The sequence below is a fragment of the Streptomyces sp. NPDC005706 genome (genome assembly GCF_040631045.1).
Classification (GTDB): Bacteria; Actinomycetota; Actinomycetes; order Streptomycetales; family Streptomycetaceae; genus Streptomyces.
In genome coordinates, this window is sequence record NZ_JBEXYS010000008.1 from 157,121 (window position 1) to 172,440 (window position 15,320).

General features: G+C 75.0%; 12 protein-coding genes. 8 read left to right on the top strand and 4 right to left on the bottom strand.

The genetic code is table 11. The features are described from left to right. Positions 1–201: 201 nt before the first annotated feature. Positions 202–969 carry an IclR family transcriptional regulator gene (locus tag ABZ478_RS17050; protein WP_359549885.1) on the top strand — a complete coding sequence of 256 codons (768 nt, stop codon included), beginning with the start codon at positions 202–204 and terminating at the stop codon, positions 967–969. A 45-nt stretch (positions 970–1,014) separates the two neighbouring features. Next, positions 1,015–2,529: a glycerol kinase GlpK gene (gene glpK / locus ABZ478_RS17055; RefSeq protein ID WP_359549887.1), complete on the top strand. Its 1,515-nt coding sequence runs from the start codon at positions 1,015–1,017 to the stop codon at positions 2,527–2,529. A 45-nt stretch (positions 2,530–2,574) separates the two neighbouring features. On the opposite strand, the gene ABZ478_RS17060 is transcribed toward glpK, so the two are convergent. After that, positions 2,575–3,366 carry an SDR family NAD(P)-dependent oxidoreductase gene (locus tag ABZ478_RS17060; protein ID WP_358934054.1) on the bottom strand — a complete coding sequence of 264 codons (792 nt, stop codon included), beginning with the start codon at positions 3,364–3,366 and terminating at the stop codon, positions 2,575–2,577. Positions 3,367–3,439: 73 nt separating this feature from the next. On the opposite strand from ABZ478_RS17060, the gene ABZ478_RS17065 reads away from it, so the two are divergent. From ABZ478_RS17065 to ABZ478_RS17085, 5 genes are all read left to right on the top strand, one after another. Then, entirely contained in the window at positions 3,440–4,054 is a 615-nt protein-coding gene (locus ABZ478_RS17065) for a TetR family transcriptional regulator (protein WP_359550031.1), read from the top strand. A gap of 132 nt (positions 4,055–4,186) precedes the next feature. Then, positions 4,187–4,873 carry a GntR family transcriptional regulator gene (locus ABZ478_RS17070; RefSeq protein WP_359549889.1) on the top strand — a complete coding sequence of 229 codons (687 nt, stop codon included), beginning with the start codon at positions 4,187–4,189 and terminating at the stop codon, positions 4,871–4,873. After that, positions 4,870–6,297, top strand: a complete 1,428-nt coding sequence (locus tag ABZ478_RS17075) for a hypothetical protein (protein ID WP_359549891.1) — start codon at positions 4,870–4,872, stop codon at positions 6,295–6,297. The genes ABZ478_RS17070 and ABZ478_RS17075 overlap by 4 nt, the downstream gene beginning before the upstream one ends. After that, positions 6,294–8,126: a GMC family oxidoreductase gene (locus tag ABZ478_RS17080; RefSeq protein WP_359549894.1), complete on the top strand. Its 1,833-nt coding sequence runs from the start codon at positions 6,294–6,296 to the stop codon at positions 8,124–8,126. The genes ABZ478_RS17075 and ABZ478_RS17080 overlap by 4 nt, the downstream gene beginning before the upstream one ends. Before the next feature lie 58 nt (positions 8,127–8,184). Further along, entirely contained in the window at positions 8,185–8,751 is a 567-nt protein-coding gene (locus ABZ478_RS17085) for a hypothetical protein (RefSeq protein WP_359549895.1), read from the top strand. A 33-nt stretch (positions 8,752–8,784) separates the two neighbouring features. On the opposite strand, the gene ABZ478_RS17090 is transcribed toward ABZ478_RS17085, so the two are convergent. Both ABZ478_RS17090 and ABZ478_RS17095 read right to left on the bottom strand, forming a co-directional pair. Next, the gene (locus tag ABZ478_RS17090) at positions 8,785–10,197 is read right to left on the bottom strand and encodes an FAD-binding oxidoreductase (protein WP_359549897.1); all 1,413 of its coding nucleotides are present in this window, start codon (positions 10,195–10,197) and stop codon (positions 8,785–8,787) included. Positions 10,198–10,267: 70 nt separating this feature from the next. Next, entirely contained in the window at positions 10,268–13,489 is a 3,222-nt protein-coding gene (locus ABZ478_RS17095) for a BTAD domain-containing putative transcriptional regulator (RefSeq protein WP_359549900.1), read from the bottom strand. Positions 13,490–13,593: 104 nt separating this feature from the next. Between ABZ478_RS17095 and ABZ478_RS17100 the strand changes: the two genes are divergently transcribed. Beyond that, positions 13,594–14,025 (top strand): hypothetical protein, encoded by a 432-nt coding sequence (locus tag ABZ478_RS17100; RefSeq protein ID WP_359549903.1) that lies wholly within the window; start codon positions 13,594–13,596, stop codon positions 14,023–14,025. On the opposite strand, the gene ABZ478_RS17105 is transcribed toward ABZ478_RS17100, so the two are convergent. Then, complete coding sequence (locus tag ABZ478_RS17105; RefSeq protein ID WP_359549905.1) at positions 14,006–15,301, bottom strand: FAD-dependent oxidoreductase; 1,296 nt, start codon at positions 15,299–15,301, stop codon at positions 14,006–14,008. The two genes, ABZ478_RS17100 and ABZ478_RS17105, sit on opposite strands and share 20 nt — an antisense overlap. Positions 15,302–15,320 lie beyond the last annotated feature (19 nt).

The window sequence follows — 15,320 nt, forward strand, 5'->3', positions numbered from 1 at the left end:
TTGGTCTCCTGGGGATGAAGCGCTACGGGCCAGGCGTCCGGCCCGCCATTTGTGTCGGGCTCTGTAGGCACGCTATGGAGGGCCGGCGGGCCGGTCAATGAACAGAGGTCGGCATTGCCGAACGCTCCCGCCCGGGCGGGGTTACCGTACGGTCCCCACGCACGCGAAGCGAATCTCCCGCAACGGTAATAGGCTCGCTTCATGGCCGGTCCGGTCCAGTCGATCGAACGGGCGGCGGCGATTCTGCGCCTGCTCGCCGGTGGGCCCCGACGACTCGGGCTCGGCGAGGTGGCCGCCTCGCTCGGGCTGGCGAAGGGAACCGCCCACGGCATCCTGCGCACCCTGCAGCACGTGGACTTCGTGGAACAGGACGCGGCGACCGGCAAGTACCAGCTGGGGGCCGCCCTGCTGCACCTCGGCACCAGCTATCTCGACGTCAACGAACTGCGGTCGCGCTCCATCAACTGGGCCGACGCGCTGGCCGCCCGCAGCGGGGAGGCGGTGCGCCTGGGCACCCCGCTGGAGGGCAAGGTCCTGGTCGTCCACCATGTGTTCCGGCCCGACGACACCCTCCAGACCCTGGACGTGGGCTCTCTGCTGCCGCTGCACGCCTCGTCCCTGGGCAAGGTCCTGCTGGCCTTCGGCACCGCACCCTTCGAACAGGCACTGGAATCCGGTCTGGAGACGTACACCCGGCACACCCTGGTCAGCCCCGACCGGCTCAATCGCGCTCTGGCCGAGGTGCGCGACCACGGATGGGCCGCCGAGATCCAGGAGATGAGCATGGGCGAGGCCGGCATCTCCGTGCCGATCCGGGGACACGGCGGTCTCGTGGTCGGCGCCATCGGGCTGTCCGGGCCGGTCGAGAGGATCTGCGACAACCAGGGCCAACCCCGGCCGAACCTGATCACCCTGATCCGGGAGGCAGCACGGGCCATCTCCAGAGACCTGGGCGCGGCCCGCTGGTAGGCCCATCCCGCCCCTGACGCGACGCATCGGAAGGTGAACCCGATCATGGTTGACCGGTATGTGATGTCCATCGATCAGGGCACCAATTCCACCCGCTGCATCCTGTTCGACCACGGGGGACGGCTGGTGGCCGTGGCACAGCGGGAGCACGAGCAGCACTTCCCGAAACCCGGATGGGTGGAGCACGACGCCGTCGAGATATGGCAGAACCTGCGGCGCGTCGTGCCCGAGGCCCTGTCCGGCGCCGGAATCGATCCGGCCCAGATAGCCGCCATGGGCATGGCCAACCAGCGGGAGACGACCGTGCTCTGGGACCGGCGCACCGGCGCCCCGGTGGACCGGGCGATCGTCTGGCAGGACACCCGAACCGAGCCGCTCGTCGAGGCCCTCGGACGTGACCCCGGCAGGGAGTTCTTCCTCGACCGGTGCGGCCTGCCGCCCTCCACCTACTTCTCGGCCCTGCGCCTGCGCTGGCTCTTCGACCACGTCAAGGGCCTGGAGCAGCGCGCCAGGGACGGCGAGGTGCTGTTCGGCACGATGGAGAGCTGGCTGATCTGGAACCTCACCGGGGGCACCGACGGCGGACTGCACATCACCGACGCCACCAACGCCAGCCGCACCATGCTCATGAACATCCGCACCCTCACCTGGGACGAGGAACTCCTGGCGTTCTTCGGTGTGCCCCGTGCGATGCTGCCGGACATCAGGTCCTCCGCCGCGCCGTACGCCGAGTCCCGCGCCCTGCTGCCCGGAGTGTGGATCACGGCCGCCCTCGGCGACCAGCAGGCCGCCCTGTTCGGCCAGACCTGCTTCTCCCCGGGCGAGGCCAAGTGCACCTACGGGACGGGCAGCTTCCTGCTGCTCAACACCGGCACCGAGCCCGTACGGTCCCGGCACGGCCTCCTCACCACCGTCGCCTACCAGATCGGCGACCGGCCGCCGGCCTACGCCCTGGAGGGTTCGATCGCCGTCACCGGCTCCCTGGTCCAGTGGTTCCGCGACCGGCTGCGGCTGATCAACAGCGCCCCGGAGATCGAGACCCTGGCGCGGACGGTGGAGGACAACGGGGGCTGCTACATCGTTCCCGCCTTCTCGGGCCTGTTCGCACCCCGCTGGCGCAGCGACGCGCGCGGGGTCGTCGTCGGCCTCACCTCCTACATCACCAGCGGCCACCTGGCCCGGGCCGTCCTGGAGGCCACCGGCTGGCAGACCCGGGAGGTCGTCGACGCCATGAACGCCGACTCCTCGGTGCCGCTGCGGGAACTGAAGGTGGACGGCGGCATGACCGCCAACAACCTGCTGATGCAGTTCGTCGCCGACGTGCTCGACGTCCCGGTGGTCCGGCCCATGGTCGCCGAGACCGTCTCCCTCGGCGCCGCCTACGCCGCCGGACTCGCCGCCGGCTACTGGCCGGACCTGGAGGTCCTGCGCCGCAACTGGCACCGGGCCGCCCAGTGGCTGCCCGACATGGACCCCGCCCTGCGCGACGCCGAGTACGAGGACTGGCAGCGAGCCGTCGAACGCTCCCTGGGCTGGGTCAAGCCACCCCGCCCCTCCTGAACCCGGGCCACGGCGGTCCCGGCGCCCCGGCCGCGCGGCCCCGGTTCAGCGGCTCGCGCGCTGCGCCGTCACGATCGTGTCCAACGCCCGCTCCGCCCCCGCCAGCCGCTGCACCCGCTCCGCGAACCCCGGGAACTGCGACGCGACCTTCGTGAGGAGACGCAGTTCGAGCGGTGCCACGTTGATCTCCGCGACATCGCGTTCGATCGCCCGGACCACGCCCCGGACGACCTGCCCCGGCGCCACCGTGCGGACACCGCCCGGCGTGGGCGAGCCTGTGGCGGCGAACATCCCCAGCTCACGGACGAAACCGGGCTGCACGATCGAGACGCCCACGCCCGTGCCGTGCAGGTCCTGGCGCAGCGCGAGGGAGAAGCCGCGCAGCCCGAACTTCGTGGCGTTGTACAGCGACGACGACCTGGTCGCCGCCACCCCCGACAGCGAGCCGACGAAGCAGATGTGGCCGCGCCCGCCGGCCACCATGGCGGGGGCGAGCAGCCGGGCGAGCATCGCGGGCGCGCGCAGGTTCACCGCGAGCGCCCGGTCGATCTGGTCCGGCGTGTAGTCGAGCAGGTCGCCGCTGGAGGGCAGCGCCGCGTTGGCGAGCAGGATGTCCGTCCCGGCGGCCTCCCCGGCGAGGCGCGCCACGTCGTCGGCGTCGCCGAGGTCGGCCAGGATCATGCGCGCGCCGTACCGCTCCGCCAGGGGTTCCAGCGCCTCGCGCCGCCGGCCGGTGAGGACGAGCCGAGCGCCGCGCGCCGACAGCTCCGCGGCGAGCGAGCCGCCGATCCCGCCCGTGACCCCGGTCAGCAGAACAGTTGCCCCAGCAATGCGCACGGCCATCCTCCAGTGTCTTGTTCGTTCGAACGAACAATAGGCAGGAGCGGAGGTCGTGTCCACCGGTGGAACAATGCGGGGCATGCCGAACGACGCTCCCTCAGCCTCCGCCCCGACGCGCCAGCGCATCATCACCGCCGTCCTGCGGATCATCGGCGAGGACGGCGTCGCGGCCGTGACCAACCGGCGGATCGCCAAGGAGGCGGGAGTCTCGCTCGGCTCGGTCACGTACCACTTCGAGACCCAGCACGATCTGCTGCGGGAGAGCCTGCTGCACTTCGTGCGCGAGGAGGCGCGGCACTTCACCGAGCTGGCCGACCAGTGCCAGACGGACGGCCTCGACATCGCGGACGCGGCCTCCCTCGCCGGCCAGGTGGCCTGCGGCGCGGCGCTCGACAGCGCCCATCTCGCACCGTTCGAGCTGTACCTGCACGCCGGGCGCGACGAACGGCTCCGGGAGTCGGCGGCGGAGGCGTTCCGCGCCTACGACCGGCTCGCCACCCAGATCCTCACCGCGCTGGGCGTCCCGGACGCCGACCGTCTGGCGGCCACCACCGTCGCCCTGGTGATGGGCCTCCAACTGCGCCGCCTGGCCACCGGCAGCCCCGCGGACGACCTTGCCGACGCCCTGCTCCTCCTCGTACGCGGGGCCGTCGGACCGTCGGCCGAACGCGACCGCACGGCCTGACGGCCCGCCACGCTCCGTTCGTCAGCGTGGAGTTGAGGGACGTCCGGAATCCAGTCCCATCGTGCCGCCGCCATTGACGCCGTACGTCCACGTTGGTTGAGTGGCTCATCCACTGAGCCACTGGGAGGACGCGTGGAGGCACTGCCCCGGGAGACCATCGTCGACGTGCTGGAGGGCCGGCTGCGGGAGGACATCCTCACCGGGCGCCATCCGGCGGGCAGTTACCTGCCGCCCGAACGCACCCTCGCCGACGGCTACGGCGTCACCCGCACCACCCTCAAGCACGCCTTCGGACGCCTGACCCAGGCCGGACTGCTGGAGACCCGGCACGGCGTCGGCACCCGGGTGCGGGACTACCTGCGCCTCGGCGGCGCCGACCTGCTGCCGATGCTCGTCCGGCACAGCCCCGACTGGATCCGCGAGGTCTTCGAAGTGCGGCGCGGCATCGGGGCGTTGATCGCCGAGCGGGCCGCCGCCCGGGCCGCCGGCCGGCAGCGGGCCGAACTGCGCGACCTGCTCGCGGCGGTGGGGGAGGCGGCGGACACCGACGCCGTACAGCTCGCGGACATCGAGGTCCACCGGGCCCTCGCCCGCGCCACCGGCAACCGCGTCTACGTCCTGCTGACCAACACCCTCTTCAACGCTTACCTGCCGGTCCGTGCCGCGCTCAGCGGCCCGTTCACCGACGCCCGGATGGCCCGCGAGCGCCTGGCTCCGGTGGTCGAGGCGGTCGTGGCCGGTGACCGGGCCGGTGCCCGCGGTGCGGCCGAGCGGTATCTGACGGCGACCGAACGGATCATGCTGGAGGGCCTCGCATGAGCAACGGCAACCGCGGCCGCTCCGGCGCGCCCGCACGCGGCACCGCCTTCGCCGAGACGATGCTCGGCACCGTGCGGCTCGACGGCGAGGACCGCACCCGCCGGGTCCGCCTCGACCTGGAGGTCCGCGCCGACCGCCTGCCGCGGCCCCTCGGCACGACCGAGGCCCGCGCCACCGGACGGATACGGGTGGCCGGCTGGGCCGACGATCCCGGCGTGGAGGGCGAGCTGGAGATCTCGCCGGTCGCCCGCCGCCGCATCCACTACCGCCTCACGTTCAGCGCCGGCGGCCGCCGGCTCACCCTGGACGGCTGGAAGTCGGTCACCGCGTTGAGGCCCCTGGCCTCGATGACCGTACTGCCGTACACCCTCCTCGAAGACGGAAGGCCGATCGGCACCGGCACCCTCCGCTTCCCGCTCGGCACCGGGCTCCTGCCGTTCCTGGCGAGTTTCCGCTTCCCCCGGCCCGAGGACCCCGGTGCCTTCCTCGCGCCCCGCTGGCGCGGCGAGCCCGGCCGTACCGAGGTCTGGTACACCACCCTCACCGACCCTGACAGCGGCAGCGGACTGTGGCTGCACCACGAACTGACCGCGCCCGCCGACGGATCCCGGCCGTACGCGCACGGCTGGGCCGCGGTGTTCCCCAAGGACGGCCCGGTGCGGCACGCCCGCTTCGGCCCCGCGGAGTGGACACCGGGAACGTCCGGCTTCCACGCCGCCGGGGTCACGGCCGCACCGGGGCGCCTGACCGGTACCGCCGAGGACGGAGCCCTGCGCTGGGACCTCACCGAACGCCCCACGGACGAGCCGCTGTTCACCTTTCCGCGCTGGTCCTGGCGCCGGCCCCTGCTGCCGGCCGCGCAGATGCTCCCCGCCGCCCGCGCCGCCTACGACGGCACCTTCACCCACGACGGCACGACACTCGGCCTCACCGCGGCCCCCGGCGCCTCCGCCCGGATCTACGGGCACGGCAACGCCCGCCGCTGGGCCTGGCTGCACGCCGACCTCGGCGACGGGGACGTCCTGGAGATCGTCGCCGCCGTCTCCACGCGCCCGGGCCTGCGCGAGCTCGAGCCGCTGGTCTTCCTGCGGCTGCGCCGCTCCGGCCGCACCTGGCCCCGCCGCCCCGAACGGCCGGCCGTCGGCTGGGCCGGAGCCGGCCGGTTCCGGGCCGGCCTCGCCCTGCCCACCTGGACGGTCACCGGCCGCAGCGGCCCGCGCCGCATCCGGGTCGAGGTCACCCAGCCCCCGGACCGCACCCTGGCGCTCGACTACACCGACCCCGACGGCCGGCACGCGACCTGCCGCAACAGCGAACGCGCCGACGCGCACGTACTGCTGGAGCGGTGGTGGTTCGGCGGCTGGCGCACCGAGGCCGAGTGGACGCTCGACGGCACGGCCCACGCGGAGGTGGGCACCCGATGAGCCTCACCGGTCTGGTGTCCGCCCTCATCGCCGACGACGGCACCGCCGACTGGCCCCGGCGCGTCCCCGGCAGACTCCGCACGGTCCTCTCGGCGATGCCGCTGCCCGCCCGGGCCGGACTGCGGGCGGCCGCGAGCGCCGTCGACGCCTACGCCCTGGCGCGCACCGGACGCACCCTGGACACGCTCGGCGCACCCGAGAGGCAGACCGTCCTCGACGAACTGGGCGCACGGCCCGCCCTCCTGCCGCTCCTGGACGTCCTCAAGGTGCCCGTGCTCCTGGCGGCCGGCACCGAACGGATGCTCCAGGCCGGCCCCGCGCCGCGCGGCCCCGCCCGCGAGGACCCGCCGCTCGACCTGACACCCGCGGCCGACTGGCCCGCCCGGTCCCGTGCCGACGCCGTGGTCGTCGGCTCCGGCGCGGGCGGGGCGATGGCCGCACGGACCCTGGCGCGGGCCGGGCTCGACGTCGTCGTCCTGGAGGAAGGCGAACACCACTCCACCGAGTCCTTCGGCAGGAGCGCGCCCCTCGACCGCTTCACCCGGCTCTACCGGGACGGCGGAGCGACCGTCGCCGTGGGCCGCCCCCCGCTGCTGCTGCCGGTGGGCCGCGCCGTCGGCGGCACCACGGTCGTCAACTCCGGCACCTGCTACCGCACTCCGGGCCACGTCCTCGCCCACTGGAGCCAGGACCTGGGCTTCATGCTCGCCGACGGCTTCGGCCGGCACCTGGATGAGGCCGAGCGTGCCCTGAGGGTGGCCGTCCAGCCGACCGGCGTGCTCGGGAACAACGGCCGCCTCACGCTCGCCGGCGCCCGTGAACTCGGCTGGCGGGCCGCGCCGTTGCGCCGAAACGCGCCCGGCTGCCGGGGCTCCTGCCAGTGCGTGGTGGGCTGCCCGACCGGCGCCAAACAGAGCGTGCAGCTCTCCGTGCTGCCCGACGCCTGCGCCGCCGGGGCCCGGATCGTCACCGGCGCCCGCGTCGAACGCGTTCTCGTCGACCCCGACCGCCCCGGCGGCCCGCGCGCGGCCGGCGTCCGCGTGCGCCGGGCGGACGGCGCGTTCGAGATCCTCGCGCCGCTGGTCGTCGTGGCGGCCGGCGCGCTCCAGTCCCCGCCGCTGCTGCGCCGCTCCGGGCTCGGCCGGCACCCCCGCCTCGGCCGCAACCTCAGCGTCCACCCGGCCACGAGCGTCGCGGGACGCTTCGCCGAACCGGTCACCGCGTGGGAGGGCGTGCTGCAGAGCGTCGGCGTGGAGGAGCACCACGCCGACGGCATCCTCATCGAGGCCACCGCCACCCCGCCCGGCATGGGCTCCTTCGTCCTCCCCGGGCTGGGCGGCGGGCTGCGCCGCGAATTGGAGGGCGCCGACCGGCTCGCCACGCTCGGCGCGATGATCGCCGACCGCCCCTCCGGCCGGGTCCTCGGCCGGGACCGCACCCTGCTCCGCTACGACCTGGACCCCCGCGACGCCGGCCGGCTGACGCGGGCCGTGCGGGCCATGGGGGAGCTGCTGTTCGCGGCGGGCGCCGAGGAGGTGCTCACCGGCATTCCGGGCACACCGCGTGTCCACGGGCTCGCCGAACTGGACGCCGTGCTGGCCCGTACGACGGCGCGGCAGCTCCACCTGTCGGCGTACCACCCCACCGGCACGGTCGCGGCGGGCGCGGATCCCCGGCTCTTCCCGGTGGACCCGCGCGGCCGGCTCCGCGGAGTGCGCGGCGTCCTGGTCACCGACGCCTCGGTGCTGCCGAGCTGCCCGCAGGTCAACCCTCAGCTGAGCGTGATGGCGGCGGCCCTGGCGGTCACGGAGGCGCACACGGGCGCCTGAGGGGCGACTCGCGGGCCCGGTGTTTGCCCGGGGTACCGGGGATCGTCAGCATGGGCGGGTGCTTCTCGTTCCCGGCTGGGTGTGGCAAGGGGGCCCGGTGCGCAGGGCGCTGGGCGCCGGACTGGCCGCGGGCGTGTTCTTCGGCCTGTTCGTCCTCGTCGAGTCCGGAGCCTGGGCGGCCGCCGCCGTCGTCCTCCTGGTGCTCACCCCGCTGCACGGCGTGCGCGTCGCACGGCGGATGAGCGGGGTCTGGCCGGCCGGCGAGGACCTCGGCCCGGCGGACCGGGCGGCGGTGGTACGGGCCACCCGGCGCGGGGAGACCGTACCGGACCCCCGGCTCGCGCCCGACGTCGTCCGGTACGCCGAGGCGCTGCGCGTCACCGCGGAGCGCGACCGGCTCCGCCGGCGGGTGATGGCGCTGGTGGCCGCGGTGGCGCTGGCCCTCGCCGGTTACGACACCGTGGCCGGGACGGCGCGGGAGGCCCTGGTGTCGTGGCTGGTGGTCGTCCTGGTGGCGCTGGATCTGGTCTGGTGGCCCAGGAGGCGGGATCGCCTGATGGCCAGGGTGCGGCGCGCCGAGGCGGCGGCCCGCGCGCCGGAGCGGCGCGACACGCCGGGCGGGTGAGGGACCCGCGCCCGGCGCGCCGCTCCGGCCCGATCAGGCCGCCGTCGAGGGGCGGATGTTCTGGTTGAGACGGAACAGGTTGGTCGGGTCGTAGGCGTCCTTCACCCGCACCAGCCGCTCGTGCACCGCGCCCGGGTACGAGGCCCGCACCCGGTCCTCGGCGGCGTCCCCGGTGAAGTTCACGTACATCGAGCCGTCGCCGTGCCGCGCGATGTCCTCACGGGTCTCGCGGGCCCAGGCGACATGCGCGTCGAAGTCCGCCCCGTCGGGCGACCGCGCGATCACGTTGCACAGCACGCCCGGCGAGCGCCGGCTGAACGCCGTGGCCTCGGCCGGGACCCGGGCGAAGGCTCCGCCGAGCTGGTGCAGATGCACTTCGCTGAAGGGCGTGGGCGTCGTGAGGTGGTGCCGCAGCACCGCGTCGAGGGCGTCGTCGGACGGCTCGACGAACGCCGACGTGAAGTAGTTGTGGGCGCCGGGCGTCCACATCGGGTCGAGCAGGGACTGCATGCCCGTGTACGGCATCGGGCCCATGAGGTCGGCGATGGGTGTGCCCAGGGTGCGCAGCGGGCCGACGGCCGCCTCGCCGGCCGCCGGGTCGCCCGCGTAACAGCCGGCCAGCACCACGACGCGGCTGCCGTGCGCCTCCGGTGGCAGGAACGGCACCGGGGGCGCCGTCGTCAGGACGGCCATGGTGGTCAGCTCGTCGGGCATGGAGCGAGTCAGGTCGCGCCAGCCGGTGACCACCTGCCGGGCCTGGTCGAGGGGGTAGAAGATCAGCCCGCCCAGGATCTGGGGCCCGACCGGGTGCAGCCGGTACTCGAGCGAGGTGACGACGCCGAAGTTGCCGCCGCCCCCGCGCAGCGCCCAGAACAGCTCGGAGTTCTGCTCGGCGTCCGCGCGGACCACGCGGCCGTCGGCGGTGACGACCTCGGCCGCCGTCAGATTGTCGGAGGCCAGCCCGTGGCGGCGCACCAGCCAGCCCACCCCGCCGCCGAGCGTGAACCCGGAGATGCCGGTGGAGGAGACGAGCCCGCCGGTCACGGCGAGGCCGAAAGCCTGCGTCTCGTGGTCGAGGTCGCCCCAGGTCATGCCCGCCTGGGCGACGACCCGCCGGCGCACCGGATCGACGACGGCCCCCTTCATCGGCGACAGGTCGATGACGATGCCGCCGTCGCAGGTGGAGAACCCGGCGATGCTGTGGGCGCCGCCGCGCACGGCGACGAGCAGGTCCTGGCTCCGGGCGAACTCGACGGCGCGGATCACGTCGGCGGTCCCGGCACAGCGCACGACGAGCGCCGGCCGCTTGTCGTGCGCGGCGTTCCAGACCGCACGCGCCTCGTCGTAGTCGGCGTCGCCGGGGCGGACGACGGTGCCGCGCAGGCCTGCCTGGAGTTCGGCGATGGTGGCGTCTCCCAGGACGCCCTGTGCCGTGTCGATCGACATGGTCGGCTCCTCGGTCACGAGTGCTTTGTGCTGACACCCGTGACCGTAGGCAGCGCCTCTTAGCATTCACTCAGCAACCGCTTTGACCCGCCGGCGGCGGCACCGGCCGCCGCAGCGCGGCGAGGCCCCGCCGGTCGCCCAGGCGGGTGAACTGCGTTTCGGCTCGGGCGGCCGTCGCGACGGCCGCGTCTTCCTCGCCCCCCTGCCGGAGCAGATCCGCCAGCATCAGCTCGACCCAGCCGGCGGCGGGCACCGACCCGGCGACCTGCTCCAGGCTCCGGGCACGGGTGAGCAGGGCGCGCGCCCGCTGCCGGTCTCCCGCGGCCCGGGCCACGAGCCCGAGGTGCAGCAGGCTGTTGGTGGCGCCGGGACGGTCGTCCGCCTCCTGGAAATCGGCGAGCACCGTCTCGAAGGTGGCCCGTGCGCTCCCGGTGTCACCGGCGGCCAGCTCCAGCAGGCCCAGGCAGCCGAGCGTGATGCCCTCCTCCCGGCGGTCGCCGAGCCGGCGTCTCATGGCCAGGGCCGTCTCCAGGTGCTTGCGCGCCACATCGTGGCCGCCCGTGCCGCGGTGGATGTTCCCGAGCACGTTGAGGGCCATGGACTCCCCGTGCCGGTCGCCGAGCGCGCGGAGGCGGTCGGCGCCGCTCTCCGCCGCCGCCGTGGCGGCGTCCGTGTCCCCTTCCAGCCGGGCGGCCCACGCGAGTGTCGTCAGGGCGTACCCGCGGGCCCGGGCCGGGCCGACCGTGCGGCCGGTGAGCACGGTCTCCTCGAAGAGCACCGACACCTGACCGCGGCCGTCGCCCTCCACCACGTAGCCCGGTGTCATGACCGGGAAGAAGGGACCGGTCGCCGTCTTGACCTCGTCGAGCAGCCGCAGACTCTCCGAGCAGGCGGCGCGAGCCGTCGCCCCCTCACCGCGACAGGCGGCCCGGACGCAGTCCAGATGTGCGACGGCGGCGAGGACCGACGGCTCACCGGCCTCCCGCGCGAGGGCGCGCGCCCGGTCGAGGGCGGCGCGCCCCCGCACCCACGCGCCGCGCATCCACAGCAGGATCGCCTGCTGATAGCAGGCGTACGCCAGGGCCGACCTGTCCGGCTGCCGCTGCTGGATGCCGACGATCTCGGCGGCGATGTCCTCCAGCGGAGCGCCGTCACCGAGCCGGATCGCCAGCACGGCCCGGCCCATCAGGGCCTTCGCCCGCTGCGGTGTGGGCTCCGGGGCGGCGGCCAGTGCGTCGTCCAGCCAGCGCCCGCCCTCGGCGAGCCGTCCGCGCTCGGGCCAGAACGAGCGCAGGGCCACCGCCAGGCGCAGCCCGCTCTCCGGCCGGTGGCGCAGGAACGAGCGCAGGGCGGCCCGGAGATTGCCGTAGTCCGCCTCCAGCTCCAGTGAGGTCGCACCGGCGGACCCGGCGACCGGCTCACGGTCCCGTGCCTCGGCGAGCCGCAGATAGAACCGCCGGTGCCGGGCCTCGACCCCGGCCGGTTCCCCGCTGGCGCGCAGGAGTTCGGCGGCGTACTGCCGGATCGTCTCCAGCAGCCGGTACCGGGCCTCGCGCGGACCGGCTTCCACGCACACCAGGGACTTGTCGGCCAGCCGGCCGAGGAGGTCCAGCACCGAGCCGGCCGGCACGCCGTCCGCGCAGACGTCCTCGGCCGCCGCGAGCGAGAACCCGCCCGTGAAGACCGCCAGCCTGCGGAACAGGCACTGCTCCTCGCCGTCGAGCAGCCGGTGACTCCACTCCAGGGTGGCCAGCAGCGTCTGCTGCCGGGTCACGCCGTGCCGGCTGCCCCGGCTGAGCAGGGCGAGCGCGTCGTCGAGCCGTTCGGCGATCTGGTCCGGGGCCAGCAAGTGCACCCGGGCCGCGGCCAGTTCCAGGGCCAAAGGCATTCCGTCGAGCCGGAAGCAGATCTGCGCCACGGCCGCCGCGTTCCGCGCGGTCAGCCGGAAGCCCGGGTCCGCGTCGGCGGCCCGGTCCACGAACAGCCGTACGGAGGCGAAGCGGGCCAGTTCCCCGACGGGCGGCAGCCGCCGTGGATCCGGCAGCCCGAGGGACGGCACCCGGAAGGTGCGCTCGCCGTAACTGCGCAGCGGCTCCCGGCTGGTGGCGAGCACCGCGACCCCCGGGCAGCGGGCGATGATCTGCGAGACCAGGGCGGCACACGCGTCGACCAGGTGCTCGCAGTTGTCCAGGACCAGCAGCGTCCGCCGGCCGCCGAGCTGACCCAGCAGTGCTTCCCGGGCCTCGCCGGACGGCGGGAGCTGCAGGCCGAGCACGGCGGCAACGGCCTCGGGGACCAGGTCCGGCTCCGTCAGCGCGGCGAGGTCCACGAACCACGCCCCGTCACGGAATCCGTCGCCGCTGCGGTCCGCCACGGCGAGCGCCAGCCGGGTCTTGCCGCAGCCGCCGGCCCCGGTGAGGGTGAGCAGCCCGCCGCGCCCGAGCAGCCGCCGCACCTCGGCGATCTCCCGCTCCCGTCCGACGAGCTCGGTCGCCGGTGTCGGCAGCCTGCCCCGCCGGCCGTCCGCCGGCCGCTCGCCGGGATCCACCGAGTCGGCCAGCAGGGCCCGGTAGAGGCGGCGGGTCTGCGGGTCGGGATCGGCACCGGTGTCCCGGTGGAGCGTCTCGCGCAGCCGCTCGTACGCCGCCAGGGACTCCCCGCGCCGCCCGGACTCGGCCAGCGTCCGCATCAGGGCCCGCAGCCCCGGCTCGTCCAGCGGGTCCCGGGCGACCAGGGCCCGCAGCACGTCCACCGCCTCGGCCGTACGGTGATCGCGCTCCAGCGCCTCGGCCAGCCCCAGCCGGACGGCCGTGAGCCGGGTCTCCAGCGAGCCGGCCGCCTCGGCCACCCAGGTCTCGTAGCGGTCCTCGGGCAGCAGTTCGGCGCCGGCGAGGTCGAGCGCGGCACGGCAGTCCGCCGCCGTGCCGCCGGACGCGGCCCGCCGGATCGCCTCGTCGAGGCCGTCCAGGTCGACGTGGACTGCGCCGTCCGGCCCGAGCAGCACCATGTCGTCGCGCAGCACGACGATCTCGTCCCGCGCCCCGGCGGAGGCCAGCGCGCGCCGCACGGCGTGCAGCACCTGGTGGAGGTTGTTCGAGGCGGCCGTGATGTCGAGGTCCGGCCACAGGAGGTCGTAGAGCCGTTCCCGGTGCAGCCGGTGGCCCGGCGCCAGGCAGAGCAGTTTGAGCAGGGTCCGGGCCTTGCGCAGCCGCCACGCCCCGGTGGCGACCGGGCGGTCCTCGACCGCCACGGCGAAACCGCCGAGGAGCCGGATACGCACCTCATCGGCCATGACTGTCCTCACGAGCAGGCTACCGCCCGGTGGGCGGACCCACCCCCGCACCGGCCGGGCGTCCGGCCACGTTTGCGGGCTCCGTGAGGGGCAAGCCGCATTCCATGAGTGAACCGACCAAGGGCACGAGCCAGCAGACGCAGGACAAGAAGCGCACGGCCGCCTCGGCGGCGCGTCGCACCGCCGCCGAGGCGACCGCTCCGGCCTCCGGCGCGGCCAAGAAGGCCGAGGAGGCGGCCGGTGACGGCGCGTCAGCGGCGAAGAAGGCCACCGGGCGCGCCGCCGACGGCGTGGCCGGCACGGTGAGCGCGGCGGCCAAGGGCGTCGAGGCGGGGCGGCGGGCCGCCGTCGTGGCCTCGGGCCGGGTCGCCTCGGTGGCCACGACCGCGTGGACGGTCCTCGCCCACCGCAAGATCGTGGCCGCGGGCGTGAGCGCCGGCGTGACCGCGGTGGGCGTCGCGTCCTACGCGGCGGGCCGCCGCTCGGGCCGCCGCACCCAGGGGCCGATCACCCGCTTCACGGGCGGCCGGATCTGACGTCCGGCGGCCCGCGGTGCGGCGGGACCGTCCGCGGACGGCGGCTACCGGACCGCCGCCTTCGGCGGGCGCTCCCGCAGCGCGCCGTATCCGATGAAGTACGCCGGGAGCCGGCCGAGCCGCGATCCGGTGACCAGTGCGGCGAGGCGCCGGGCGCGCGCCGCGCTCCCGAGCGGCGGCCGTCCGTCCAGCACCGGGGCGACGAACCGGGCGTGGGCCGCCCGCTGCAGCGTCTGGGTGACGACCGTGGTGGGGCGGCGCCGGCGCTGCACCCTGCGGACGTCGCGCAGCCCACTGTCCCGCGCCGCAGCGGCGCGGCCAGATACCGCGCGGCGGCCACGGCGTCCTCGACGGCGAGGTTGATGCCGATGCCGAAGACCGGGGACATCGCGTGCGCGGCGTCGCCGATGCACAGCAGTCCCGGCCGGTGCCAGCGGCGCAGCCGGTCCAGGCGTACGTCGAGGAGCCGGACCTCGTCCCATGAGCCGATCCGCCCGGTGCGGTCCGCGATCCAGGGCACGGCGGCGCCGAAGTCGGCCCGGAACCGGTCCAGGCCGGCCGCCCGGCGCCGACGGTCGGTGCCCTTGCGGATGAGCGCGGCGCACTGCCAGTAGTCCCCGCGGTCGATCATCGCGGTGAGGAATCGGTCCCCCGCGCCACCTACCAGCCCGCTCGGGTCGCTCTCCCGGCGCGGCAGCCGGAACCACCAGGCGTCCATCGGGCAGCCGAAGCGGCGCAGGCCCAGCTCGGGCCGGCCGCGTGCCAGGGAGCCACGGCCGTCGCAGGCGACGGTGAGCACGGCGCGCAGTTCGCCGGTGCCGCCGTCGGAGGTGCGGTAGCGCACCCCGGTCACCCGGCCGCCCTCGGTCAGCAGGGCCGTCGCCTCGGTGTTCATCCGCAGGTGGAAGGAGGCCTCGCGCCGGGCCTCGGCCGCCAGCAGGTCGAGCAGGTCCCACTGGGGGACCATCGCCACGTAGTTGTACGGGCCGCGCAGCACCGAGAGGTCGGCGACCGTCACCGGCGAACGCCCGTCACCCAGGGGCAGTCGGACGGTACGCACCCTGCGCTGCGGCAGCCGGGCGAAGCGCCCGGCCAGCCCCAGGTCGTCCAGCAGCGCCAGGGTCGACGGGTGCACGGTGTCGCCGCGGAAGTCACGGAGGAAGTCGCCGTGCTTCTCCAGCACCGTCACCTCCACGCCCGCCCGCGCCAGCAGCAGGGCGAGCACCATGCCGGCGGGACCGCCTCCCACCACACAGCACGTGGTCCGCTCCATCATGCCCCCGCCTCTCCGGAGA

Excerpts from the sequence above, each read along its gene's own strand:
- ABZ478_RS17050 (WP_359549885.1), top strand. The coding sequence starts at position 202 with ATGGCCGGTCCGGTCCAGTCGATCGAACGGGCGGCGGCGATTCTGCGC.
- glpK (WP_359549887.1), top strand. The coding sequence starts at position 1,015 with ATGGTTGACCGGTATGTGATGTCCATCGATCAGGGCACCAATTCCACC.
- ABZ478_RS17065 (WP_359550031.1), top strand. The coding sequence starts at position 3,440 with ATGCGGGGCATGCCGAACGACGCTCCCTCAGCCTCCGCCCCGACGCGC.
- ABZ478_RS17075 (WP_359549891.1), top strand. The coding sequence starts at position 4,870 with ATGAGCAACGGCAACCGCGGCCGCTCCGGCGCGCCCGCACGCGGCACC.
- ABZ478_RS17080 (WP_359549894.1), top strand. The coding sequence starts at position 6,294 with ATGAGCCTCACCGGTCTGGTGTCCGCCCTCATCGCCGACGACGGCACC.
- ABZ478_RS17090 (WP_359549897.1), bottom strand. The coding sequence starts at position 10,197 with ATGTCGATCGACACGGCACAGGGCGTCCTGGGAGACGCCACCATCGCC.
- ABZ478_RS17095 (WP_359549900.1), bottom strand. The coding sequence starts at position 13,489 with ATGGCCGATGAGGTGCGTATCCGGCTCCTCGGCGGTTTCGCCGTGGCG.
- ABZ478_RS17100 (WP_359549903.1), top strand. The coding sequence starts at position 13,594 with ATGAGTGAACCGACCAAGGGCACGAGCCAGCAGACGCAGGACAAGAAG.
- ABZ478_RS17105 (WP_359549905.1), bottom strand. The coding sequence starts at position 15,301 with ATGATGGAGCGGACCACGTGCTGTGTGGTGGGAGGCGGTCCCGCCGGC.